This is a genomic window from Lactiplantibacillus sp. 7.2.4, from assembly GCF_018991185.1.
Taxonomy (GTDB): domain Bacteria; phylum Bacillota; class Bacilli; order Lactobacillales; family Lactobacillaceae; genus Lactiplantibacillus; species Lactiplantibacillus pentosus.
The window spans coordinates 1-25,536 of sequence record NZ_JAGYGS010000025.1 but is presented as its reverse complement, the minus strand read 5'-3'; the positions used below and the strand labels follow the sequence as shown (position 1 = coordinate 25,536).

At 48.0% G+C, this 25,536-nt stretch carries 16 protein-coding genes and 4 pseudogenes; 13 read left to right on the top strand and 7 right to left on the bottom strand.

Features of this window, described 5'->3' with window-relative positions:
• Window positions 1–93: 93 nt before the first annotated feature.
• Window positions 94–942 carry a LysR family transcriptional regulator gene (locus KGF70_RS09240; protein ID WP_216768513.1) on the bottom strand — a complete coding sequence of 283 codons (849 nt, stop codon included), beginning with the start codon at window positions 940–942 and terminating at the stop codon, window positions 94–96.
• Window positions 943–1,061: 119 nt separating this feature from the next.
• Here KGF70_RS09240 and KGF70_RS09235 point away from each other — a divergent pair, with 119 nt between their 5' ends.
• The 4 genes and pseudogenes from KGF70_RS09235 (at window position 1,062) to KGF70_RS09220 (ending at window position 4,067) form a co-directional block, all read left to right on the top strand.
• A complete protein-coding gene (locus KGF70_RS09235) occupies window positions 1,062–1,904 on the top strand; it encodes an alpha/beta fold hydrolase (protein ID WP_216768512.1) in 843 nt (280 codons plus the stop codon).
• 162 nt (window positions 1,905–2,066) lie between these two features.
• A complete protein-coding gene (locus tag KGF70_RS09230) occupies window positions 2,067–2,462 on the top strand; it encodes a DNA-directed RNA polymerase subunit beta (protein WP_216768511.1) in 396 nt (131 codons plus the stop codon).
• Window positions 2,443–3,735: pseudogene (locus tag KGF70_RS09225) on the top strand (Y-family DNA polymerase). The gene KGF70_RS09230 and the pseudogene KGF70_RS09225 overlap by 20 nt, the downstream one beginning before the upstream one ends.
• A gap of 17 nt (window positions 3,736–3,752) precedes the next feature.
• Window positions 3,753–4,067 carry a hypothetical protein gene (locus tag KGF70_RS09220; protein WP_216768510.1) on the top strand — a complete coding sequence of 105 codons (315 nt, stop codon included), beginning with the start codon at window positions 3,753–3,755 and terminating at the stop codon, window positions 4,065–4,067.
• A gap of 137 nt (window positions 4,068–4,204) precedes the next feature.
• Here the strand turns inward: KGF70_RS09220 and KGF70_RS09215 are convergent, their stop codons facing one another.
• From KGF70_RS09215 to KGF70_RS09205, 3 genes are all read right to left on the bottom strand, one after another.
• On the bottom strand, window positions 4,205–5,674 hold the full coding sequence (locus KGF70_RS09215; RefSeq protein ID WP_216768509.1) for an FAD-dependent oxidoreductase: 1,470 nt from the start codon (window positions 5,672–5,674) through the stop codon (window positions 4,205–4,207).
• Between the two features lie 15 nt (window positions 5,675–5,689).
• Complete coding sequence (locus KGF70_RS09210) at window positions 5,690–6,625, bottom strand: NAD(P)H-binding protein (RefSeq protein ID WP_216768508.1); 936 nt, start codon at window positions 6,623–6,625, stop codon at window positions 5,690–5,692.
• A gap of 95 nt (window positions 6,626–6,720) precedes the next feature.
• The gene (locus tag KGF70_RS09205; RefSeq protein WP_101872828.1) at window positions 6,721–7,596 is read right to left on the bottom strand and encodes a LysR family transcriptional regulator; all 876 of its coding nucleotides are present in this window, start codon (window positions 7,594–7,596) and stop codon (window positions 6,721–6,723) included.
• A 522-nt stretch (window positions 7,597–8,118) separates the two neighbouring features.
• Between KGF70_RS09205 and KGF70_RS09200 the strand changes: the two genes are divergently transcribed.
• The 7 genes and pseudogenes from KGF70_RS09200 (at window position 8,119) to KGF70_RS09170 (ending at window position 21,081) form a co-directional block, all read left to right on the top strand.
• Window positions 8,119–8,550 (top strand): hypothetical protein, encoded by a 432-nt coding sequence (locus KGF70_RS09200; protein WP_216768507.1) that lies wholly within the window; start codon window positions 8,119–8,121, stop codon window positions 8,548–8,550.
• A 40-nt stretch (window positions 8,551–8,590) separates the two neighbouring features.
• The gene (locus tag KGF70_RS09195; protein ID WP_216768506.1) at window positions 8,591–11,146 is read left to right on the top strand and encodes a BspA family leucine-rich repeat surface protein; all 2,556 of its coding nucleotides are present in this window, start codon (window positions 8,591–8,593) and stop codon (window positions 11,144–11,146) included.
• Window positions 11,147–11,199: 53 nt separating this feature from the next.
• A complete protein-coding gene (locus tag KGF70_RS09190; RefSeq protein ID WP_216768505.1) occupies window positions 11,200–11,790 on the top strand; it encodes a WxL domain-containing protein in 591 nt (196 codons plus the stop codon).
• Window positions 11,791–11,868: 78 nt separating this feature from the next.
• Window positions 11,869–12,933, top strand: a pseudogene (locus KGF70_RS09185) (DUF916 and DUF3324 domain-containing protein).
• 180 nt (window positions 12,934–13,113) lie between these two features.
• Window positions 13,114–19,431, top strand: coding sequence for an MBG domain-containing protein (locus KGF70_RS09180; protein WP_216786437.1), 6,318 nt, complete (start codon window positions 13,114–13,116; stop codon window positions 19,429–19,431).
• Window positions 19,432–19,860: 429 nt separating this feature from the next.
• Window positions 19,861–20,313 (top strand): annotated as a pseudogene (locus tag KGF70_RS09175) (DapH/DapD/GlmU-related protein).
• Window positions 20,314–20,334: 21 nt separating this feature from the next.
• The gene (locus KGF70_RS09170; protein ID WP_105919698.1) at window positions 20,335–21,081 is read left to right on the top strand and encodes an SDR family oxidoreductase; all 747 of its coding nucleotides are present in this window, start codon (window positions 20,335–20,337) and stop codon (window positions 21,079–21,081) included.
• Window positions 21,082–21,336: 255 nt separating this feature from the next.
• On the opposite strand, the gene KGF70_RS09165 is transcribed toward KGF70_RS09170, so the two are convergent.
• The 3 genes and pseudogenes from KGF70_RS09165 to KGF70_RS17770 form a co-directional block, all read right to left on the bottom strand.
• The gene (locus KGF70_RS09165; RefSeq protein ID WP_216768494.1) at window positions 21,337–22,332 is read right to left on the bottom strand and encodes an iron ABC transporter permease; all 996 of its coding nucleotides are present in this window, start codon (window positions 22,330–22,332) and stop codon (window positions 21,337–21,339) included.
• Window positions 22,329–23,327, bottom strand: coding sequence for an iron ABC transporter permease (locus KGF70_RS09160; protein ID WP_216786436.1), 999 nt, complete (start codon window positions 23,325–23,327; stop codon window positions 22,329–22,331). Before KGF70_RS09160 ends, KGF70_RS09165 begins: the two co-directional genes overlap by 4 nt.
• Window positions 23,324–24,117, bottom strand: a pseudogene (locus KGF70_RS17770) (ABC transporter ATP-binding protein). Before KGF70_RS17770 ends, KGF70_RS09160 begins: the two are co-directional and overlap by 4 nt.
• 258 nt (window positions 24,118–24,375) lie before the next feature.
• On the opposite strand from KGF70_RS17770, the gene KGF70_RS09150 reads away from it, so the two are divergent.
• Complete coding sequence (locus KGF70_RS09150; RefSeq protein WP_216768490.1) at window positions 24,376–25,314, top strand: ABC transporter substrate-binding protein; 939 nt, start codon at window positions 24,376–24,378, stop codon at window positions 25,312–25,314.
• Between the two features lie 20 nt (window positions 25,315–25,334).
• On the top strand, window positions 25,335–25,536 hold a 202-nt coding region (locus tag KGF70_RS09145), incomplete at its 3' end, for a hypothetical protein (protein WP_216786435.1).

Here is a 25,536-nt window from a genome sequence, read left to right as displayed (position 1 = left end):
GACGCACTGAATAATAAGATAAGACGTTACAGTAATATTCATTTTTCGAATATTACTGTAACGTCTACTTTTTTGAATGGTTATTATCCGCGCTTAAAACGATTTGATTTGTTTGATAAAACACTCTAGTGGTGGCGCCATTACCGCATCAGTTCGATAAATAAAGCTGATTGGCAACGTCGAAAAAGCGTCTGGCAACGTTTCCGCCCGAATCGCACCAGCGTCGAGATAAGGCTGAACGACGCGTTGCGGCAGAATACTGATGCCTAGGCCCGCGCTAACGCTGGCAATGATGGCGTTTAAATAATCAAACTCAATGGGCTGAGGGATGGGGAGTTGTTGGGCATCGCGCCAGCGCGTTAATGTTTGGCGATACGCGCAGCCAACGGGGAACACGAGCATTGGCTGTTGCGTAATATCGGTGTTGGTTGAATTAGCGGTAATCAAGCAGAGGGATTCTTGCATGAGTGGCAGACAGGTCAGCGCATGATCACTGACTTGGCCACCGATAATGGCGCCGTCAAGTTGATAGTTGGCGACCCGCTGTGCATTGGCAAGGGTCGTGCCAGTTTGAATCGTCAAATTAACGTCGGCATAGTGCTGATGATAGGCTGACAAAATCGGCGGTAGAAAAGTTGAAGCTGCCGTTTGAAGCGTCCCGATTCGAAGTTGTCCACGGACTTCGTGGGGGTGCTGAATATCAGCGATGGCTTTCTCGGTCAATTGAACGATTTGAATGGCTTGGTCGAATAACTGTTGTCCCGTTGCGGTCAAATGGATCCCGCGATTGGTACGATGAAATAATTGTGTGTTCAAAGCCGCTTCAAGTTGTTGGACTTTAGTCGAAATATTGGATTGTGCGTAGCCGAGCTGTTGCGCTGCGCTTGAAATACTCCCGGCTTGGGCAACGGTAATAAACATTTTGAGTGTGTCGGTATTCATAAACGCAAACTCCTTGATATCTTGATTTGAGATGACAATATTCTTATTTTCGTGGTTTATTATATATCAAAATCGCATTACAATAAAATTGTTAAATAAATAAAGCGAGGTCAGCGAGAATGAAATATGCAACGGTCAAAGTTAACGGATTAAAGATGTTCTATCGTGAGGCGGGATCACCAGATAAACCAGTCTTCTTGTTACTCCATGGTTTTCCAACTGCGAGCCACTTGTTTAGAAATTTGATGCCCATGTTAGCCCATGATTTTCACGTGATTGCGCCTGATTTCATTGGATTTGGACAATCAGCTGCTCCGGCCCATGATAAGTTTGATTATACTTTTGAAAACTTGACGAAGTATGTTGATGATTTTCTCTCGGTGATGAAGATTGATCAGTTCTACATGTATGTTTTTGATTACGGTGCGCCAATTGGCTTTAGTTTGGCAGTGAAATACCCACAACGGATATTAGGCATCGTCAGTCAAAATGGCAATATTTATCAAGAAGGCCTGGGTGCCAAATGGGCTGATCGACAGACTTATTGGCAACACCCAACCGCAGCGTTACGGCAAAGCTATCAGTCAGCCTTTAAGCCGGAAACGATTATTGGACAGTATTTAGGTGGTGAACAGCCCGACCAGGTCTCACCAGATGGTTATACGTTGGATATTTTCTATACCACGCTGCCGGACTATGTGGAGCGCCAATCAGATTTAATTTTTGATTATCAAAATAATGTTAAAAATTATCCGCTTTTCCAAAAGTACGTTCGAACCTATCAACCGGAAATTATTGCGGCGTGGGGTAAGAATGACCCTAGCTTTGTTTATCAGGGTGCGCAGGCTTTTGCGAAGGATGATCCGAATACCGACGTTCATTTGTTAGATGGTGGCCATTTTGTCTTAGAAACCCACTGGCAAACGATTGGGCAACTGATTCTCGACAAGTGGGCCAAGTAATGCCTTGAAGAATGCTAAAAAATAAATTAGTGGTCGCTATCCATTGTGATGGCGGCCTTTTTTACGGGTTGCGTGTCAAAAATCGAGGATGAAGTCTGAAATAAAACTTGCCAAAAAGAACATACGTTCGTATAATGATTTATAAAAGGACTGGTGATAGTTATGGAACGAGTCGTCCCCCGAGAAAAGTGGCTCTATGATGACCGTGGCATGATGAAGTGGATGGGCTGGATCTTAGCCGGCCACAGCGCGTATCTGGAAACTGAACAGCAGCAACAACGCCCGACGCCGGCCCGGCCAGAAATGACGTTGCCTCAAATTGATTCTGTTCTACAGACTAGTTGGCAAGAAGGCGCGGCCGTGACGTTACAGTTGAACGTACTTGAGAATAATCAGCACATCGCAGAATTTAGTGGCCAGGTGATTGGGTTTAATGCGGACCAAGTCTATATCCAGCTCAACACGCAGCATTTGAAGACGGTGTACCTCGAAGACATTCGATGGGCGGCGTTGGCCACGAGTGAAAAGTGGTGGGACCATGCCGACACCCTTAGATGATCCGAGCCGGTTACCCGTGCGCGATATCATGTGTATTGATTGTAAGAGCTTTTTCGCGAGTACCGAAGCGATTCGGCGCGGTGAATATCCATTAGCGGCCAAGATTGCCGTGTTGTCGCGTGAAGAATCGCAGGGTGGCCTGGTGTTAGCAGCATCGCCGGATACCAAACGCGATTATGGTGTAAAGCTCGGCACGCGTAAGTATGATTTAAAACCGCAGATGGATATTGAACTGGCCGCACCGCACATGGCAGACTATGTGCGGTTGAATTATCGTATCAGTCAGATTATTCAGCAGTTTACGGATGAGCAGCATACGTTTATTTATAGTATCGATGAGTTGTTTGCGGACGTGGCCCATAGTCACAAGTTGTTTGGGGCGAATCGTGAAATCGCCCGTCAGATTCAGGCAAAAATCTTTCAGGAGACTGGGATCGTTACAACGGTCGGGATGGGGCCGAATCCGTTAATGGCGAAGCTAGCCTTGGATAATGCGGCTAAGCAGGAAGCGCCGTGGTTTGCTTACTGGGGTTATGCGGATGTCCCGAATACGGTGTGGTAGATTCCTAAGTTGACGGACTTTTGGTCGATTGGACATAAGACGGCGGCCAAGTTAGAACGACTGGGTATTTATTCCGTGGCTGATTTAGCCCACGCAGACCGGCAACAACTCAAACGTAAATTTGGCGTGCTGGGCGATGCGCTGTATTTTCATAGTTGGGGCATCGACTATTCCGACCTAACGAAGCGGTACGTGCCGCGTTCCGATAACCGGGGTTATGGGAATAGTCAGGTGCTGATGCGCGATTATACGACACGGGAGGATATCGAAACGGTCCTGTTCGAAATTGCCGACCAAGTGGCCACTAGGTTGCGCAAACACGATGTTTTAGGCGAAGTTATTGGTATCTCGGTTGGTTTTGCGACGCCTGATGAACACAATCGGCATGGCTGGAGTGCCCAGACTAAGGTCGACCCAACTAATGCGACCAATGATTTGATTCGTGCGGTCCAGTATTTATTTGAGTCGCGGTGGCAAGGCAACGCCCTGCGCAATTTAGGGGTACGGGTCAATCGCATCAGCAAGCCAAGCACGTTTCAATTGTCGTTGTTTGAGGATAACGACCGGCATACGGCTAACCTGCGTTTGGAACATGCCATCGACCAGATTCGGGCCCGATACGGTTATCGCGCAATCATTCGGGGGTATAGCAAGAAGTCGGCTGGAACGGCCGTTGAGCGCTCAGGTTTATTGGGCGGGCACCAAGCTTGATTGGAAGGTGAACCACGATGATAGCAGAATCTAAACAATTGATTGCGAATTTTGATCGTTATTTTTTGCGACGCTATCAGTGGCGTTACCACCTGTTGATTGTCGATAATCACTTGTTTGACTGTTATACGTTTTTCTTGCAGGCGCAGCGGGCCCGAGAACGGCTGATCCATAGCTATGATCTACTCGAGATTCCACACCGACCGTCGTTATATCAACAAGTCTTAGCAGATTTAAAGCAGCATACTGAGCTGCGAATCGAGTATCGCGATACCCACCATTTGGTTCACCCGGGTACGGATATTGTGCATGATTTCGAGCATGGGCATTAGTGGACGTGAATTTGGGATATTTGAACATCATGGAGAGTAAGTTATTTGTGTGATTAGTTCTGGATATGACTAGTGGCAAATACCGTTTTTCTAAGTAAAATAAAAAAGTCGAAATTAACTTTCGACTTTTAACAAAGTTACAATGATTTCGCAGCGTCTTCACCGGCAATTCGACCAGAATTCCAAGCGAAAGCACAACTTATCCCTTCCAAAGTAGGATAAGAAGTATCATACATACCACTAGCGTTATTGCCTGTAGCGTAAAGATTTGGAATGATTTGTCCACTCTTATCCAGAACATGTAGTGCCTCGTCAACGGTGATACCACCAATTGTTCCTAGTGTTGTTGACTGGGCTTGCACTGCATAGAATGGCCCTTGAGAGACTGGAAACTGCAAAAATTCTTCGGATTTGTTGAAATCAGAATCAAATCCAGAATTGATGATTTGATTATATTCGAGCACTGTTTGTTGCATTGTATTGTAATCAAAGTTTAACGTGTTGGCGATTTGTGCCAGTGTTTGTTCTTTGACGGCGGCACCTTCATTAATTGCATCTTGAAGGTCTTTTTCAATAGTGGGGAAAGGACCTACTGTGTGTGTCATGTCTTGGTGCGACAATGTTTTGAAAGTGCGCTCAAAAGAATCAGTCCAATCTAACCGATGCGTCTTTAGGTAGTCAATAGTCGGCTGATCGAGAATGAAATAGTAATAGCCGCCATTAGTGTAGGTGATGTTTCCCCAGAGTGCAAAATCATATACGATATCTTCATTAACCAACCTTTGACCACGACGATTAAGCCAGAGAAACGGAAGATTGGTTAGGGTGAAAATCGTGTCATTGTGCCATTTTGGATCCGTCTTAGAGACAACAGATGCAGCATGGTTTTCAAAAACGCCCAATCCACTGGTATCCGCATTTAACTGTGCCAGAATTTGGATTCCATCTCCGGTTGCTTTTCTTTCTCCCATACTATAGAGATAATCGCGGTCTATAGTTAGATACGAATCGACCATTTTATGATTGCCGACAAATCCGCCATCAGCGAAAATAACTTTAGAACAATCAATTTGTTGTTTAGCATCATTATGGGTGATTGTGACGTGCATGATATTCCCATCGACATAGTCAATAGAATTAATCGAAGCGTCGGTTAGTAATTGTCCACCTAAGCTAGCAAAATGATTCATCAGGCGCTGAAAGCCATTGAATTTGTCAATATATTGATGATAGACGCGTGGATGGTTTTGATGTACTTCTTGCGTATTGTTGACTAATTCTGTTTGTAGACCGTTTTTAGCTAGCCAATCAATGGTATCTGCAGATTTGTCAATAATGGCCTTTGTGAGGCGTGTGTTAGAACGATAATGCGTATAATTGACCATTTCGACATATGCGTCTTTAGGTGAATAGTTGATATGACTTGCTTTTTGCAATCGACTACCAGCGGCGAACAATCCTTGCGCGCCGAACATTCCAGCCCCACCAAATTTATTACCTTTTTCCAATAAAATAACACGAGCATTGTTTTCGGCAGCGCTCAATGCCGCACCGATTCCAGATGCACCGGCACCAACAACGACAATATCAGTTTTTAACTGTTTCATAGTTTGTACCTCGCTTTATGCATCGACAGAATGACGGGCACCAATTTGATATTTTGCTGAATCTTCAAACATGGTTCTGACGGTACGTGCTTTTTGACCAGTTAGTTTGTAGTAATCATCAGAAAATGTTTCCATTTTACCTTCACGAATAGCTTTCCCAAAAGTTACCATGCCGTCTGATGAGAATGGTGCGGAACTGTCTTTTTTGAAGTCTCCATCGGTAGTACGAGGAACTCCCATTTTGTCAAAAATAGCGTAGTCTTGCTCATCACTGACTACTTGGTACTTAACATCGTGACCGGAGACTTCATTGCCGATTTGTACAAAATCACTAATAGTCAGTAATTCGGGACCGTTAATATTCAAAATCGAGTGTTTTAACTTTGAAGCCATTGCATAGGCGGCAGCAATAGCACAGTCCTGGCGAGAAATGTAGGCCATCTTACCGTCCGCTTGATTATTAGCAAGAATACCATTTTCAACCATTGCGAAATAGTTGGAGATCATCGCTTCAGCGTACTGAGAATTACGCAGAAAAATATAATCGAGATCGGTGTTTTCAATGTACGATTCGGTCCAAGCATGGTCTAATTTTTCGATACTTGGATTAGTAGGGTCAGATGCATTAACTAGAGATGTATAAACAATTTGTTCTACTCCGCTAGCTAAGCAAGCATCAATGACATTCTTATGAGCCTGACGACGCTTTTCTCCGACGAATGGCATTGAAATTAATAAGACCTTTTTAGCGCCGCTGAAGGCTTTAACTAAGCTATCTGGATTGTTAAAGTCAGTCACTTTAGTTGTGATTCCTTGTTGTTGATACTCAACCAGACCCTTCTCAGTTGGGACAGTAAAAACCAATTGTGCTTTATCGAGCAATTGAAGTGCGATTTCAGCTGATTTACGTCCGAAGTTGCCATCTACACCAGTGAATACATATTTTTCCATAAAACAAAGCCACCTTTTTATTTGATAGTTCCATTTTATGTGAATGTATTAATAAAATCCAACATTGAAATACAGTATGCTATAAGCAAATGCTTCTATCTTTGAAATGCTTGAATAACACTTTTTAATTTCAGATTTGAATCGTTTTTGCGCCAGGCCAAGCAGATTTTATATTGATGTTGGCTATTGAGAATCTTAACGCGATGTAAGGTATGAAAGTCGCTATTTATTTTTTTGTAGTCTGGAATGAATGTGATCCCTTTATTGAGTTGGACTAGCAGTAGTGCCGTATCAATATCCGAGACTGTGGCAGTTATTTTTAATGGGACATGATCTGCTTTAGAGTGGTCTTTCATTTTTAGATAAGAATTTGTGTTTGGCCGACTTGCAACATAAATAATTGATTGATTCAGTAGCTGCTGGGGATTGATTGATCTTAGCTGATACCAAGGGTGGTCGGGACCCACAACGACTTCATAATTACCTTGAGCTAGTGTTAGTGTGCTTAATTGCTCGTTGGCCGTAATCTCTGAATCAAAACAAACCGCCATATCAACCGTTTTATTGAGTAATTTTTCTTGAATATCGTTTAAATCACTCTTTACTAGAAATAATTCTAAATCGTCCATCGTTTTGATTGTAGGTAAAACTAGTTTCTCGACAGATTCAGTAGCGCCATTAGGATAAGCAATCGTTAATAAGTTGGATGTTTGACGCAGCTGAGCAATTTCTCCCTTGAGAATATGATATTGTTCGAGCATGATTGATGCGCGCTTGTAAACAGCTTTACCAATGCGTGTCAGCTCGATTGGAAGCTTTGTCCGGTCAATTAAAGTCGCATCCAATTCTCTTTCTAATTTTGCGACTTGCTGACTGATAGCAGTTTGAGAAATGAAATTTTGTTCTGCGGCTTGCGAGAAACTATGTAGCTTTGCAACATCACAGAAGTATTGAAGCCTTGTGAAATTCATATTTATCCTCCTTGTGTTTGAAATTCATTACAACCATAAAGTAAGAAATGGCAACATCATCGGCCATTCAGGCTCATATTAATGTTATCAGGGATAATTAATTTTTGAATTAATATTTGATTTAGCAACATATCGTTAATTGTATTATTTTCAAGCGTTGGCATATCGGATTTCAACGCATACTAAGTTTATAGCATATATGAATAGGATTGGTAACTATCAGGTTTTGATAGGTGGCATGATTCGCTTGATTACAGCGATAAGAATTGCACTTAGGAGGGCAGCTAAGTGAATTCAGAATTTATAATTGCGTAGACAAATATTTTTATAAAATAGGACGAAAAATGTAACCGTTGCAAAATAATAATGTTATAATTACATCGTGAATGGGGGAAACGATAACACGTGTTACCTATCTCTCAATAACGGACGCTGAAGCCCAGATTTAGCTCGAATTGCTTTTGTTAAACTGCGAACAAAAGGTTAATTGTTTGGCGGTTCAACCTTGAGGGGGCGATGAAGATGGCACGACGGCTGGGATTACTGCTGGGCGTTGCGCTTACCGCAATTTTTATTAGTCTACCGATCATGGTCGTTCGTGCTGAAGATACGAGTACGGCCGAGGTGACGTTTCGACAAGCGTCATCCGTGTCTAAGCCGGCAAAGGGTTCATCAAGTACAACGATTGGAAGCGACCAGGTTAAGGCCGGTCAGTCTCACAGTCGTCAGGCAGTACAACGCGCTTCAACCAGTAGTGGCCGGTATTATAGTGAACCGGCGACGGCACAAGCTGTCAATCAGCCGTGGTGGGGGCGTTTACCACAGACCGATGAGCAGACGTGCCAGTGGTTACTCACGATTATGGGCGGCTGGCTATTAATTTTAGTCGTGATAGCGGGTTACTATCATGCGAAATATAAGCGCTACCAACAGCGAAGCATGCATCAGAATTAAGGAAAGTTAATGTGCGTCAGGTATTTAAGGGGGTGGTTGTATGCAGCACCGCATCATGCAGTTACTAACATTAATTGTCGTTGCAATTTTGGCATTAGTACCACTAAATAGCGGCGTCATGCTGGGGCAAGCTGCAACGACCCAAACGAGTACGGCAACAAGTAGCAGTAGTGCCGATATTAGTCAGGTCACGAATACCAATTTGATGGCAGTTAGTGCGGATGTCTCAAGCAGTTCCTCGGATAGTAGTTCTTCCAGCTCATCGTCGACGACTAGCTCGAGTGCCACAACTAGTTCAAGTACGACTTCGACGGCTAGCTCAAGTACCGCTTCGTCCGGTACGGATTCATCAACGACCGATACTTCCAGTAGTGATGGGACGATTCCCGCTTCTGGAACGATTGGTACGGTCAAATGGACCATTGACAGTGATGGTGTGTTAACGCTGAGTGGCGGGACTTTCGATTATTTGAAGACGAACGAATCACCATGGGCAGCGTATAGTACATCGATTACCAGCATCAAAATCACGAATACGATTACGGTAACGACTGCACCGAATTATGCTTATTTGTTTGCTAATCTTACCAACTTAACGTCGATTACAGGCTTAAGCAATCTATCAATGAGCGATGTAACGAGTATGCGTCGGATGTTTTACAATGATACCAGCCTAACCAGCGTTGACTTTGGCCAAACGGATTTTTCAAAGGTCACGAGTACTGAGCAGATGTTCAACAATGATGCTAGTCTAACTAGTGTTAGCTTCGGACAAGCGAATCTTTCAAAGGTCACGACCATGGCTAGCATGTTTGATGGCTGTACTGTGCTGACTTCGATCGGTGATTCTGACAGTTGGCAAGTTGGCAGTGTGACTGATATGTCAAGAATGTTTGCGGAATGTACTGCCCTCACCACAGTTGGGACGAAAAGTTGGAATGTCAGTGCAGTAACAACGATGGATCAGATGTTTATAAACTGTTCGAATTTGACTACTGTGGCAGTTGGCGCTTGGGAAACGACTGCGTTAACGAACTCCAGGTATCAATTTAGTGGTTGTAAAGCCCTAACGACGCTAGATGTTTCTGGCTGGGATACGTCAAAAGTGACGAACTTAGCCAATATGTTTGCGCAGTGTGCCAAGTTAGCAACGATTGATGTCAGTTCATGGGACACGAGTAATGTAACCAATATGCAGTATTTATTTGCTGGTTGTACGGCAGTAACTGCACTTGATGTGAGCGGCTGGAAGACTGGGAACGTGACGAGCATGGTTAGCCTGTTCCAAAATTGTACAAAGGTCACGACCTTAGCCGTCGACGGTGATGGCTGGAATACCACCAACGTCACGAGTTTAGCGAATACGTTCCAAGGCTGTAGCAGTCTTACCAAGCTACCGGTATCCAGTTGGGATATTAGTAACGTCACTAGCTTGGCTTATACATTTTCGGGATGTTCTAAAGCGGTGACAATTGCTGTTGACAGCTGGGATACCAGTAACGTCACGACGTTGGACCACACCTTTTTCAACTGTGTGGCGTTGACAGCGGTTCCCGTCACGGATTGGAATACTGGGAACGTGACGAGTTTGGCTTATGCTTTTTCGGGATGCACTAAGGCAACGACGCTGGACCTATCGAATTGGGATACCAGCAAGGTGAAAACGATGAGCAATGTATTCTATAACATGAGCGCGTTGACCACCTTGAATCTATCCAGTTGGAATACTGCAGCGGCGATCAGTTATGCGGACGTCTTTAAGGGTGATTCTAATTTGCAACATCTGACCTTGGGAACTGATTTTACCTTCCATGATAGTACGTCTATGAATTTGAACACGCCTAGTACCACGGCACCGTATAACGGCACGTGGCAAAAAGGCAGCAGTGGTGATACTTACTCTGCGGCGACGCTGATGACGACCTATGACGGCAGTACCATGGCTGGCACTTATAACTGGGCTAAAAGGATTTACACCGTGACCGTTGACTATGTCAATGGTGACGGCGAAACAATTGCACCGTCAGAGACGATTAGTGGTACGGCCGATGAGACTTACGAAACAACCGCTAAATCAATTGATGGCTATACGCTTAGCTCAACACCGGACAACGCGACTGGAACGTACACTGAAGATGCAATTACGGTCACTTATGTTTATTTGGGTAACTTGTTCTTCAACTCAACGCCGGCAACGTTGGACTTCGGTAGCCATCCACTATCGGCGACAACTGAGATATACAGTGCAGCAGTTCCTAGCGACGAGCCGCTACAAGTCCAGAACAATGGTAACTTGAACTCCACATGGACCTTGACCGCAGAGCTGGGTACGGTTGGTTTTGTCGGTGAGAACACTGGCAAAAAGCTGAACGCAACGCTGTACTATCAAAATGGATCGACGCAAACGACACTCGCACCGGGTGTCGCGGCCACGGTTCATTCGCAAACGACGACTAGTCATGCGGGAGTCAATATTTCAGGAACCTGGTCGAGCGATTCCGGCTTGTTGTTAAAGGTTCCAAGTGGTGCGGCAGAATTAGATACGTACAAGGGGACCATCTCCTGGCAACTAAATAATACGGTCGCCAATAATTAACTTAGGGATTTACAATTTTAAAAACTAGCTTACTTGAAAGGAAGCGGATTGTAATGAAAAAAATGGTTTTGGGATTAATGGTTGTTGCTGGACTTTTAGGGACAAGTACGGTGGTTGCAAACGCTGCGGATACGGATTCGACAGGTGATGTGACCTTCTCAAGTGGGACACTATCATTGTCAGTGACGAATGATACGAACCTTTCATTTGGGAGCAATACGATTTCGACAACTGATGCGACTTTGAACGCTTCGACCACGCCAACGGTAGAAGTTAGTGATTTGCGGGGGACGAATGCCGGCTGGTCATTGACCGTGGCACAAGGCCAACAATTCAATACGGCGACGGATGCGAGTGGCTCAGCGTTGACGAATGCTGCCTTGACGGTGGCTAGCACCAAAGTTTCAAGTGATTCAACGGTGACGACGGGGAATGCCACTTTAACTCCTGGAACGACGACGAGCGGTACGACCACGAATGGCGCTGCAGGCACGGTTGCTTCAGCTTCAGATGGTGATGGTAACGGGATCTCGACGTTTACGTTCGGCAGTTCTACGCTGGCTGTTCCGGGTGCAACGACTAAACTCGCTAAAGCTTACACGACAACGTTGACTTGGAACTTAGGCGATACGCCATCTAACTAAAGTGAGCGTGAAGCCTACTAGTGGTATGATGATGTTGGTCGAACCAATATCCTGACTTAATTTGAGAGAAAAGGCGTGATGAGTGTGGGGAAACGATTGCGAGCATTACTAGCAACGGCATTAGTCAGTGTGATGAGTCTGTTCATGGGTGGCATGGCCCAGCCAGCGAAGGCTGATTCAGCCGTGGGATTTGAAATCAGTCCAGTGCGTTCGAGTAGCCAAGTCGATTCGAATGTTTCGTACTTTGATTTGAAGTTAAAACCAAAACAGACCCAGACCATTGCGGTGAAGGTGCACAATACCTCGAATGCGCCAATTACGATCAATGTTGGGATTTCAAAGGCGACGACCAACATCAATGGTGTGGTGGCTTATCAGCGGGCGACTGAAAATAAAAGTGTGGATTTGCCGTATGATTTAGCCAAACTGGTGACGACTGACCAATCTGAAGTTAAGCTGGATAAGGGACAAGTTAAGACCGTCAAGTTTCAAATCAAGATGCCGGCAAAATCGTACGACGGGATTTTGGCTGGCGGGCTGACTTTCTTGAAAAAGGCAACGGCCGCTGAAACGAAAAAGGCGGTCGCGGTCAATAATCAGTATGCCTATACTGAAGCCGTCATTTTGCATGGTGATCGCGATTTGACGACGAACCACCTCACGATGAACAAAATCACGGTCAAGCAACTCAACGGCCGCAACGTCATCAACTTTCCGTTAGTGAACCACACGGCGGCCTACTTGAATAAGGTCCAAACGAAGATCAAGATTTACCATCGTGGCGGTCAGAAAGTAGTCTATCATCAAAATTTGACTAACGGTCAGATGGCACCCAGTTCAATCTACAAATTACCGGTGTGAACCGGACAAAATGCCCTGAAGGCTGGCAAGTACACCGCAGTCGTCAAGGTCAAATCTAAGAAGCAGCACTGGCAATTTAAGCAGAACTTCGTGATTACGCAGGGCGAAGCCACTAATCTGAATCAGACGGCGGTCTTGAAGCAGGGCCCTAACTGGTGGCTGTATATCGGCATCGGCCTCTTGATTTTACTCTTGATCATCCTGCTGATTTGGTACATTCGCCGCAAGCAGAAAAAGATTAAAGAATTAGAAAAACAATTGAATGACAAACGTCAATCATAACGGACTAAATGAGTAGCCGCATCCTGACCAGCATGGTCTTGAGCGGGTACTTATTTTTTTGTTGTAATCACAATAATCATTAGGTGGTTTATTAGTAAAAGCGGTATACTTATCATTAATATGAAATATATAAATAAATGATTAAAACGAAAAGCGAGTAAGGCTTCGGGGTGATGGAAAATGCAAAAACGACGGTTACAACGTGCACGTTTGACGGAAAAAAGAACTTATAAAATGTACAAAAAAGGGCGTTTCTGGCTGGTGGCTGGTCTGAGCACCTTTACGTTAAGTACTGGAATTGTTCAGATGCGGGCACATGCCGACGATACGGCGGGTAGTGCGACGACGCAGCAGGGGGCAACGGCGGCCAGTATCACGGCACAGTCAGTCACGCTCACTAGTCATAGCCAAGCGACTAGCGTTGGCGAATCAAATACCGCAACTGATTCGGATACGACCGAAGCGACGACGACACAGTCGACGAGTAACACTGATTCGTCCACGGCCACAACTGCTACCACGTCGAAAGCGAAGACAGCTGATACTGCAACGACTAGTGCCGCGTCAACTGATGCCACCAAGACTGATACGACGGCCACAGCCGAGACGGCAGCCATTCATACGACCGCAACACAAGCAACCGCTAAGACTGCGACTGACCAAGCCAGCGTGTCCAAGCAGACCAGCACAACCAATCAAGGCGATACCACCACTCAAACGGACGCAGCCAGTCAATCGACGGCAAGTAACCAAGCGACAAGTAGCCAGACCACTGAGGATACGACGTCAACCACAACTACTAAGTCAACCGCAACCGATTCCGCCAGTTTAGCGGAAACTACGATTGAAGCCTTGGCTACCAGCGACGTCAAAACGGCTGCTGGTCAAACGACGCAAACCGCTGCCAAAAATACTATCGCGGCAGTTTTGTCACAGCAATCTCTTTTAATGCGTGCTCGCAGCGCGGTCGTCACCGTGGCGACACTCAATGATGCAACCAAAACCTATGATGGCAAAACCACGACGCCTAATCGGTACACCGTCACGTTAGCGGATGGCACTAAGGCGCCCGCTGATTGGGCAGCGACGAGTACGGCGAACGTTTATACGGTCACTGACCTAACAGACATCGACACTACCTCGTTTAGTGCTGGCGTCGGAACTTACGCGATTGCGTTCTCAACGACCGGGTTGGATAAACTCGCCCAGGCGAACAGTAGCGCCGACATTACGGCCGCTAACGTGGTCACTGGGACGTTGACGATCACGCAGGCGCCAGTTCCGAGTTCGACGATTACGATTGGCTCGACCAGCATTGACTATGGGGATGCCAAGCCAAGCACTTATACGATTACGGTTCCGAGTCAGTACAACGTTCCAAGCGATTGGACGTTAACGAGTACGGCGACGGATGGGACCACTAACACTTACAGCATTGCGAGCGCCAGTGGTGATATCACGGTTCCGACCGCAACGGCTTCTGGAACTTATCAATTAGTCCTCTCAGACCAAGGCATGACGGCGTTGCAACAGGCTAATCCGAATGAGGCCATTACTGCAGATACCGTCGTGACGGGGACTTTAACGATTGCGAGTCACGATATTATCACCATGGGCGCTTCGACGGTGACGGTCAATAAGACGACCAGCACCGTACAAGTCACGGTTAATAGTCGTTCAGTGGTTGTTCCGAGTGATTGGAAGGTGTATTACGACGATTCGGAAACTGATTCAATCGTGTATAGTGTTCCAGTTGCGGATACCACCTATTCGACTGCGGTTAATACGGCCGTTATAGGTCAATATACGATTACACTGACGGATGCGGCGTTGGCTGATTTAACCAGTTTGAATACTGGTATGACGTTTGACCGTGATAACGTTGGTGACGGTGTTGTATTGGTTAAGGCCAGCTCGACAGTTAACCTGTCTCCGAATAACTTTGGCGCTCAGGCTAGTTACGAAAGCCCAGTAACGGTCCTTACCATCTCACATGCGCGAACTAAAGGCATCGATTTGTCATATGGTCAAGGGTTGTACTTGGTATTGCCATTACTCAATATGGCTCAAGTGGCCGCCAGCGGTCAATTAACTGTGGATAATTTGACGGAATATGTGATCGTACCCGCGGGATTTAAAGTGGCAAGTACGGCTAGTGATGGCAAACTGCAAGTGGCAACTGACCCAGTCGCTACTTTGACTGCCGCTATTGAAACGATGTTAACGACGCATGATGTGACTTATCAGGGTTTAACGGTTACGCAATTGACTGATTACAAGGGACGGCAAACTTTTCAGGTACATTTTGATCAAACGGTGGTATACAACGGTAATGCGTTTGAGTCATTGATTTATACATTATTGCCAACGATTGCGGTACAAAGTAGTGGTGTCACGAGTGGCCTGATTGGTAACCAAGTCTCAAGCCCTGATTCGGCAGTTGTGTATGTGACTGATGATCCTGATAAAAATGAGGGGAGCTACTCGCTCAACTTGCAGAGTTATACCAATATCGACAGTGTTGCCGATGCGTTGGGAATCGCGGATGCCGTAACGATCAGTAGTGGCTTTACTAACTATTTATACAGCTACAAACTGTCAGCAAAGTCAATTACAGATACTTACCAATTAGTCAGCACGGACGGGACGGATTTGGGGCAGGTCACCTATACCGGTAATAGTGGTGCGACGTACGTCCCACTAGCCAAATTGCCCACCACGATTGATAAAGACGGCGTGACCTATTATTTGAATGTGAGTGCGGTGGCAGCAACGCAAACGTACGCTGGTGATGATCCGAGCACTTACACCGTCACTTACCAACGCTACGTCACGACCACCAGCACGGATACGACGGCCGCAATTACGATGGCACCGGCGACTAAAGTGTATGACAACGATGCGACGACTGACCCAAGCAGTTACACGGTTTACTTGCCGACGGAATACACGGCCCCAAGTACTTGGTCCGTTGATAGTACGGCAACGGCTGTGACTGGTACGACGGCCTACACGGTGCCAGTGACTGATGTGGATGTGACGGCGCTTGAGCAAAATGTTGGTGCTTACGCCGTGACCTTGAATGCGACGGGGATGGCGGCATTGGCTGCGGCTAATCCGGGCTTGTTGATTGCAAACAAGGTCAATGCTGGCGGCACGTATACGATTACCAAACGGCCAGCGACCATCACGCTACCAGACACGGTTCTGTGGGCCAATGGACAAGAACAAAATATCACGCCAGCCGTCAGCAACGTCGTCACGGGTCAAACCTTGGGCTACACATTAACGGCTGGTTTGACGGAACCCGGAACTGAAACGGTGACGGCCACGTTAACGAGTGCGGCGGTCAATGATAACTACGACATTACGATCGTTCCTGGTAAACTAACGGTCGGCGACATCACGGTTGTGTATCAGTATCAAGATTATGATGCGACAAGTGGGACCTATCACTTAGCGACCATGGCAACCGGGACGGTCACGCATGGCACGGACCGCACGGTGACTGACTATTTGACCTATTCGACAACTGGCGCCGCCAAGACCGGCTATACGCTCGTTTCTGACGATACTGGCTACGACCCGAATGGCACGTTGGGCGATGTCGGCGGCCAAGTCGTTTACATTTATCAGCAGAACAAGGAAACGGCGACGGTCACCTTCATGGATACGACGACCAACCAACCACTCGGGACGACCGTGCAATTGACCGGTGGCTACGGGTCGACGGCGACCTATTCACCCGCAGACCAAATTGCGGCCTACGTCAAAGCCGGCTACGTGCTCGTTTCAAACGGCGTACCGACGACTGGGATCGCGTTTGGCGCCACTGGAAATGATTATGTCGTTGAACTGGCCCATGGCACTCAGACGGTCACGGTCGATCAGCCGGGCAGTGTCGACCCTGATACGTTGCGGCAGACGAGTCAGCGGACGATTCATTACGTGTACGCTGACCAGACCAAGGCGGCGGATGACCAGGTCCAAACGGTCGCTTATACACGCACGGCGACGGTCGATACCGTTGACCAGACCGTGTTATCGTATGGCAATTGGACGACGGCGGATGCGACCTATGCTGCCGTAACGTCACCGACGCTCGTCGGGTATACGCCCGATATCGCAACGGTGGCCGCAGCAACGGCCACCAAAGTCGGCGAAGCGTTGGCGACAACGGTGACATATGCGGCTAATCCCGAAAGTATCACCGTGCAGTTTGTTGACGAAACGGCCGGCAACACAGTCTTAAAGAGCGTCCCACTGAATGGTTATTACGGCGATGTGGCTGACTATACCGCCACTGCCGATATTACTAAGTACACGCAACTCGGCTACGTTTTGACGGCCTCCGATTTGCCAGACCAGCTCGTTTATACTGAAGGTCAACCAGTTTATACCATTAAACTTGCGCATCAGCGGGTGACGGTGAGTGTCGACCATCCCGGAACCCCTGGTAATGCGATTGACCCGACCAATCCGGATGGACCTAAATATCCCGCTGGCACGGCGCAAACTGACTTGCAAAAGACGGTCACGCGGACGATCGATTATCAATATGCTGATGGAACGCAGGCGGCCGCGCCTGTCCAACAGTCGGTTGCCTTTGACCGTACGGCGACCTTTGACATGGTGACTGGCGATCAGTTGACCTATAGCGATTGGGCCGTGGCAACTGGTCAGAGTGCCGGCGTTGCGGCGGTGACGTCACCAACGATTACTGGTTATCAGGCTAGTTCTGACGAAGTGGCGGCAACGACGCTAACTAGCCAGAGCCAACCGCAAACCATCGTGATTACGTATGCTCCACAAGCGATGACCGCAACGGTGACGTTTATCGATGCCACTAGTGGGCAGACGCTGACGGCGATTCCGGTGACTGGTGACTATGGCACGATTAGCGCCTACTCGCCAGCTGAGCAGATTACGGCTTACGAGCAACAGGGCTATCAATTAGCGGACAATGACGTCCCAACGACCGGTATCCAATTCGACCAAGTGGGCACACCACGTAACTATACGGTCAAACTAACGCACCGTTTAACGACGATAACGCCGAGTGAACCAGGAAATCCGGGACAACCCATCGATGGCGATAACCCCGATGGACCAAAATATCCAGCTGGCACTGGTAGTACGGACTTGACGATGAGCAAACAGCGCATGATCACATACGTTTACACGGATGGAAGCACGGCTGCACCCACGGTCACGCAAACCGTCGCCTTTTATCGCAATGCGACGGTTGACCAAGTCAGCCAACAAGTGACTTATAGCGATTGGCTGACAGCTGATGCCGCCACGACTGGGTCGTACGCCGCGATGACGTCGCCAACGATTGTCGGGTACACCCCGGATACCACGCGCGTCACTAGTGTCGATGTCGGCGCGAAAGCTGCAGATACGCAAGTGGTCGTGACGTATCAGGCAAAGACGGAAACCGCGACATTTACCTATATCGACGCGACGACCAATCAGCAGTTAGGCGCGACAATCACGCTTACGGGGGCGTTTGGGACGCCACTCGGCTATCAAACGACCGCCCAGATTGCGGCGTACGTTCAAGCTGGGTATGTCTTGATGGGGAGCGATTATCCAGCGGACGCGACCTTCGACCAAGACGACGCGGTTCAAGCGTACACCGTTTACTTGGCACATAATAAGACGGTGATTACGGCGCCCACTCAGCTGACGAAGGCCGTGACCCAAACGATTCATTATCAAGACCAAGCTGGCAAAGCGTTATTAGCCGATACGGTACGAACGCTGACGTTCACCCGTTCTGGAGTCAGTGATGCGGTCACTGGTATCAACACGTATAGTGAATGGACGCCGACGACCATGACCTTCACGGCATTAGCAGCGCCAACGATTGCGGGCTACCACGCGGTAACGGCCGGGGCCCAAGCTGTCACGATTACGGCAGCCAGTGGTGATAACGTTCAAACGGTGACCTATGCAGCGGATGAACCAGCCAAGCCGACTGAGCCGACAAAGCCAGTCAAACCGACTGAGCCAACGAAGCCAGGTCAACCGACTAAGCCGGAGAAGCCAGCCGAACCAGTAAAGCCAACTGAACCAGCGAAACCAGTCAAACCGACTAAGCCAACCAAACCAGGTCAACCAACGACCACGGTTAAGACGGATGACCACGTTCAGCCCGGTAAGACTGGTCAAACGACCCCAGCACCGCAACCGGCAACGGGAACGTCAACTGGTCAAGTTGCTCAAGTAACGACGACTAAACAAGCACGCTCGTCGCAGTCAGCGCAGACCAAGCAATCTAATGCACGACTTAAGCCCGCGACGGCCGCTATCAAGCCGAGCGTAAAAGCGATATCGGCACCGACTCGTCAGCGCCAATCCAACGCAGCCGGTCAGTTACCACAGACTAGTGATAACCGGCAGTCTGGGTTAATGGCGACGACGCTTGGGCTGACGTTAGCGACCTTCCTGTTGGGTTTTGGTGGCGTGAAGCGGAAACGGCATCATGAATAAGCCATGCATTTCAACAGTTTTTAAATAAGTTTAGAACGCCTCACAAGCTCAGGATGGGTACTAGTTACCATTCCTGATGATTGTGAGGCGTTTTTGTGTATTTTCATGATAGAGGGCGAATTGAGTCGCGACGTTGGACCGGAATAGGATGGGACGCCGTTTTCTAGGTGCTCAAGTTTAACGCCGGTTTCTCGCAGTGGTAAGTCTGCGGTAGCCTGCCAGATAGGTAAAGTCGATTAAACGTTCAAACTATGCTTAGAGGCTATCAATTATCATTTAATATAAGCATTTTACATGATAGCTACTCGCCCGTATACTAGACGTATCTTATGAAGGAGGGGACGACTTATCGAACCTAAATATTTAGATAAGGCGCGGCTCGCGGCAATTCAACCAGTAATTGATGCGAATCAGCGGCGCATTCACCAATTGAATCACACGGCTAAGACATTACCGGAGATTCGTCAAATCTTGTCCGAAATCACTGGTCAAGATATTGACGACTCCGTGGAAGTGCGGTTGCCATTGTGGACGGATTACGGGCGTAACTTGCGACTCGGTAAACGCGTCTACATCAACGATAATGTTCAGATTACCGATTTGGGCGGCATTAGCTTGGCAGACGACGTGTTGATTGGCCCCGGTGCAATGTTGTTATCCGTGAACCATCCGTTGGCCCCGGCTAAACGGCGGGCCGTCGTGGTTGAGCCGATTAAGGTAGAACGTAATGCGTGAATCGGTGCGGGTGCTAAAATCCTGGCGGGTGTCACGATCGGTGAAAATGCGGTCGTCGGCGCTGGTGCAGTTGTTACTAAGTCAGTGCCGGCCAATACCGTGGTTGCGGGCGTTCCAGCCAAAGTCATTAAAACAATCGAAGGGTAATTTTAGGAGCACGATTAAATTATGAGTATTGAAAATAAAGTTGTCGTGATTACCGGTGCATCGAGTGGGATTGGCGCTGCCACTGCAAAATTACTCGCGTCGAAGGGTGCTAAAGTCGTATTAGGTGCCCGCCGTGAAGACCGGTTACAAGAATTAAGTCAAACGATTGGCGACAATGCGGTCTATCAAGTGACGGACGTGACTGACCGGGCGCAAGTCAAAGCACTAATCGACCTAGCCGTCAGCAAATTTGGTCGCGTGGATGTCTTATACAATAACGCCGGCACGATGCCCCAGGGTAATTTGAGTGACCGTGAATATGACAAGTGGCAGATGATGCTGAACGTAAATATCATGGGCGTTTTGAATGGTATTGGCGAAGTCTTACCCATCATGCAAAAGCAACAAGATGGTCTGATTATTGCGACCGATTCAGTGGCCGGCCACGTCGTTTACCCAGCATCTGCCGTTTATAATGGAACGAAGTATGCGGTCCGGGCAATCATGGAAGGCCTGCGTCAGGAAGAAAAGAACCACGGGATTCGGTCAACAATCGTTTCACCGGGTGCGGTTCGGACTGAACTGGTCAACACGATTGGCAACACCCAGATTCAGGCTGGAATTAGCGAATTAATGAATGCGGATGACAGTAAAGGATTGGCATTGAATCCAGAAGACATTGCAAACGCCGTGTTATTTGCGATTGACCAACCTAAGCACGTTGCGATTAGTGAAGTGTTGGTACGGCCGGCACAACAGGAAGTTTAATTTTAAATCAAAAAATGATGCGCTAGTAAAAAGCGTGTCCTAACTATTGATTGATGATAGTCAGGACACGTTTTTTTGAGCAAGCAAGTGAAGTCCATACAATTAGTTGTGATGCTGGTCGCCAGATGTTATTCGAGTGACGGAACAATCAAAAACGGCCCCTAATTCCACAATCCAAGCAGAATCAGGGGTCGTACGTAACTCAATAATTGCTAAAACTTCCATCGACCTTAAGCGTCCCACACGCGTCCATATTTATCCCCGTACCAACAAATAAATAAAGTACGGTGCGCCAATCAGCGCGACTAGCACGCCAGCGGGGAGTTTCGTCGTCGTGGTGATCAGTTTACCGAGCGTGTCAGCCGCCAATAATAGTGCGCTCCCTAATAAGCCGGCCAGTGGTAACTGGTAACACTGCCGGGGACCGACGATGCGGCGCGCTAGGTTAGGCGTGATGAGGCCGATGAAGCTGATACCGCCACTGATGGCGACACTCACACCTGCTAGCATCGCAGCGACGCTGATTAAGCCGAGCTGACGATGTTTTAAGTTGATACCTAGCGTTTGCGCGGTGGTGGGGCCCAACGTGAAGGCGTCCAGGACGGGCAATTGTGCGAATAGAATCAGGCTACCGCCAATCAGCCACGGTAATGCCCAACCAATGTAGGACCAAGCCGTTCCCCAGAGGCTACCGGCCAGCCAGTTCATCACAAATTGATAGTTATCAGGTGATAATTTGAGCGTCATTAGAACCATCAAGGCTGAAAAACATCCTGATAAGGCGACGCCGACCAGTAACAGGCGTTTGGATGATAGGCCGCGTTGGGGCTGGTTTGCAAGTAGAAAAATCAGGCCGGTGCTGCCCCATGCGCCGAGTAATGCCACGATGGGCAGGCTAAAAGTCAGTGCTGGGTTAGTGCCCGCACTAATAATCAACAGCATGACCGCCAGTCCCGCACCATTATTGATGCCTAATAAACTCGGATCGGCCATTGGATTATTCGTCAGTGTCTGGAGCACGTTGCCGGCTAATGCCAAGGCCCAGCCGACGATGATGGCGAGGACGATTCGTGGAAGCCGAAAGTTCAGTAACACAAGTGTATCAGTCGCGGAACCTTGCCCACTCAGTAATTTGACGAGCGCGGACCAACCAATCGCCATACTTCCGGTACTCAGGTTGAGAACCGCTAAGCAGCCGATGATGACGACTAATGCCAGCGTCCAAGTGATTAAACGTTGTCTTTGGCTCATGCGGTCGTCGACTCCTTTCGTGCCAAGTAGATAAAGCACGGCACCCCAATCAGTGAAATGATGATTCCGAATGGCGTTTCGTGGGGTGGGTTGACGAGGCGTGCAATCAAATCAGCGCCAACCGTCAAAGTTGCACCCAAGATCAGGGTCAGTGGCATACTGTAACGATAACTGGCCCCGACTAACCAGCACGACATGTGCGGAATCATTAGGCCGACGAAACTGATCGTGCCGACTAACGCGACGGAAATACCTGAAAGAATCACGGCACAGACGAGTGCGAGTCCACGTAATAAGGGCAAGCTTTTGCCCAAACTTTGCGCGTTATCGTCAGTCAGGTAGGCGAGGTTTAACTGGGGTGCTAATAGTAAGGTCAGTAGGAGTCCGACTACTAGTCCGGGTCCTAATAAGTTCAGCTGAGACCAGCTAACGGCGCCGAGACCGCCAAAATACCAGAAGGCCAAGTCTTGTTTGAGCTGCAACACGAGGGCCAGGCCTTCACTAATGGCCGTCAGCAGGCTACTGATGGCGATACCGGCCAAGACGAGAATTGTTGGGTCGAGTTGCACGTGGCGGGCGGTACCGATCATAAAAATCAGACCGGCGCTCACTGCGACACCGACCACGGCCCATCCAGTTGTTTGTAAAGTCGAGAGGTGCGGCCAAAATGCGAGACAGAGCGTCAGCATCAAGCCGGCGCCGGCGTTAATGCCCAGCAGACCGGAGTCCGCTAACGGATTACGCGTCACTGCCTGCATCAGCGCACCACTGCCAGCGAGGGCCGCACCAATCAACGCCGCCCCCAGTACGCGCGGCACCCGAATATGGCGGATGATTTGCTGATTGAGGGTCGTAGTCTTAGAAGCCGTCAACGCTTGCCAAACGGTCGCGGTTCGTACTTGGTCCGCGCCAAATCTGAGACTTAATAGCATGACAATTAACAGGACGCCAACGCTGAGCCCAAGAACGAGCCAAGTTTTAGTCGTCGTTTTCATGAATGGACCGCCCCTTGACAACCGTTGTAGGTCAGGATTAATGGCGTCCCTTGGTAATCGACTAGGGTCGCGTCGATATTAAAAATCGTTTTTAGATTAGCAGCCGTCATAACGCTCGCAACCGGCCGTGCGCTATGACGTGACCGTCCTTGAGCGCAATCAGTTGGTCTGAGAAGCGGGCGGCGTGATTTAAGTCGTGCAAGGCCATAATAATCGTTCGGTGGGCCTGCTGATTGAGCTGTTGAACGAGCTGCATGACTTCCAATTGATGGGTCAGGTCTAGGTAGGTCGTCGGTTCATCCAAGATAATCGTCTCGGTATTTTGAGCGACTGCCATGGCAATCCAAGCACGCTGACGCTGCCCACCAGATAAAGTGCTGAGTGGCCGATCGCGGAGGTCCTACAGACTAGCTTGTGTCAACGCCCACTCAATCTTCTCGTGGTCCGTGGCACTGAGACTGCTCAATGGGTGCCGATAAGGTAAGCGGCCAAAGGTAACGAGTTCGTCGACGGTTAAGTCGTTGGCCGCTTGGTTCGTTTGCGGCAGGACCGCAATCTTTTTGGCAAAGGCCTTACTCTTGATATGTTGGATGTTCTGATGGTCGAGTAAGATAACGCCAGTGGTTGGTTTCAACAGGTGGGCAATTGACCGGATCAGTGTCGACTTGCCACTACCATTGGGGCCAATCAAGGTGGTGATTTGGCCCTGTGGAATGGTCAGAGAGAGTTGGTCGACGATGACTTTGGTGCCATAGCCAAGGCAGACATTTTGTGCTTCAATCGTATTCACAGATAGACTTCCTTTCGAAAAATTGCGTACTAGTGCAGGGATACTATGTAAAAAAAGTGTAAGCGTTCACTTAGTTGGACTTTGTTTAGTTGTACACAATCTAGTTTTATTAAATCTTAATTGAACTATTAATAGACAATGCCGGTTTAACGTGGTTTTATTCATCTTTTATATCGATGAATAGTTACATTTTAAATGTTTTTGTTGACAATTGATAGTGTTTTCACTAATAATTTGAGTAATGACGGAAAGGTGGCAATGAGATTGGTAAAACGGTGGCAGGGAATCAAGTTAGGGTTAGTCGTGGGGCTCGCGTGCAGCCTATTATTAGGCGCTTGTGGGACTACGAAGCAGACCAGTTCGACGACGGTGACGCGCACAGATTACTTAAAACATAAGGTCAAAGTACCGAAGCATCCCAAACGCGTGATTGGGAGTTACTTAGAAGATGATTTAGTTGCCCTTGGCATCAAGCCGGTCGTGCAGTGGTCGGTCAAAAATGGGAGTGGCACGCAGGAATATTTGAAGAAGTCGTTAAAGGGCGTTCCGTTGATTGATTATTCCTTACCCTATGAAGCGGTGACGAAAGCCAAGCCGGACTTAATTTTGATGGGTACGAGTAGCGCGGTCGCGAATGGCAAGTATGCCCAGTACAGCAAAATCGCGCCGACCTACGTCGTGAAGAATGGGACTAATGTAACTTGGCGCCAGACTTTCTTAGACGTGGCCAAGGCGGTCAATCGGCAGGCTAAGGCCAAAAAGGTGCTCGCCAAGTACGATCAGAAGGTTGCGACCACTCGTAAGGCGTTGAAGAAATCAGGCCAACATAAAGTCGCTGTCCTGTGGGTGACCAATAATACGGCTTACATGGTCAATGACAGTTCTGCCAGCGGCGCACTATTGTACGGTGATTTGAAGCTCGGTGAGCCTAGCTTGGTCAAACAAGTTTCTAAATCCGCGACTGCGGACTGGTCGGCAGTTTCATTGGAGAAGCTCGCTAAGTTGGATGCGGACGACATTTTCTTAGTCAACAGCCAGAAGGGGGCCGCCCTGTTTAAGGACCCACTGTGGAAAAATATCAAAGCCGTTAAGAACAAGCATCTGTACCAGTACGGCGATAGCAGCAGTTGGCAGTATTCTGGGTCAATTGCCTATTCACAGATGATTGATATGGTGAAGAAGGACTTGTTGAAGTAGTGGTTAGGTCGTTATTCTAGATGGATTTGGGTTCGGAAAATGAAATTTGGATGGGCGAACGTACCCATGCCAAGCACGTTATGTCCTGTTTGAGAACGCGAATTCAACCGGCTTTGTCCACTCAAAATCGACTGATAAGCATCGTTAATGATGCTTATCAGTCGATTTTTTTGGGAGTTTCATGCTTCAGCTTGTCCCCACCTGATAAAAATAGTTTGTCAT

Bases quoted from the DNA above. Each gene is read 5' to 3' on its own strand.
- KGF70_RS09165 (WP_216768494.1), bottom strand. From the start codon at position 22,332: ATGAGCCAAAGACAACGTTTAATCACTTGGACGCTGGCATTAGTCGTC.
- KGF70_RS09210 (WP_216768508.1), bottom strand. From the start codon at position 6,625: ATGGAAAAATATGTATTCACTGGTGTAGATGGCAACTTCGGACGTAAA.
- KGF70_RS09150 (WP_216768490.1), top strand. From the start codon at position 24,376: ATGAGATTGGTAAAACGGTGGCAGGGAATCAAGTTAGGGTTAGTCGTG.
- KGF70_RS09180 (WP_216786437.1), top strand. From the start codon at position 13,114: ATGCAAAAACGACGGTTACAACGTGCACGTTTGACGGAAAAAAGAACT.
- KGF70_RS09220 (WP_216768510.1), top strand. From the start codon at position 3,753: ATGATAGCAGAATCTAAACAATTGATTGCGAATTTTGATCGTTATTTT.
- KGF70_RS09190 (WP_216768505.1), top strand. From the start codon at position 11,200: ATGAAAAAAATGGTTTTGGGATTAATGGTTGTTGCTGGACTTTTAGGG.
- KGF70_RS09205 (WP_101872828.1), bottom strand. From the start codon at position 7,596: ATGAATTTCACAAGGCTTCAATACTTCTGTGATGTTGCAAAGCTACAT.
- KGF70_RS09235 (WP_216768512.1), top strand. From the start codon at position 1,062: ATGAAATATGCAACGGTCAAAGTTAACGGATTAAAGATGTTCTATCGT.
- KGF70_RS09200 (WP_216768507.1), top strand. From the start codon at position 8,119: ATGGCACGACGGCTGGGATTACTGCTGGGCGTTGCGCTTACCGCAATT.
- KGF70_RS09240 (WP_216768513.1), bottom strand. From the start codon at position 942: ATGAATACCGACACACTCAAAATGTTTATTACCGTTGCCCAAGCCGGG.
- KGF70_RS09230 (WP_216768511.1), top strand. From the start codon at position 2,067: ATGGAACGAGTCGTCCCCCGAGAAAAGTGGCTCTATGATGACCGTGGC.
- KGF70_RS09170 (WP_105919698.1), top strand. From the start codon at position 20,335: ATGAGTATTGAAAATAAAGTTGTCGTGATTACCGGTGCATCGAGTGGG.
- KGF70_RS09215 (WP_216768509.1), bottom strand. From the start codon at position 5,674: ATGAAACAGTTAAAAACTGATATTGTCGTTGTTGGTGCCGGTGCATCT.
- KGF70_RS09195 (WP_216768506.1), top strand. From the start codon at position 8,591: ATGCAGCACCGCATCATGCAGTTACTAACATTAATTGTCGTTGCAATT.
- KGF70_RS09160 (WP_216786436.1), bottom strand. From the start codon at position 23,327: ATGAAAACGACGACTAAAACTTGGCTCGTTCTTGGGCTCAGCGTTGGC.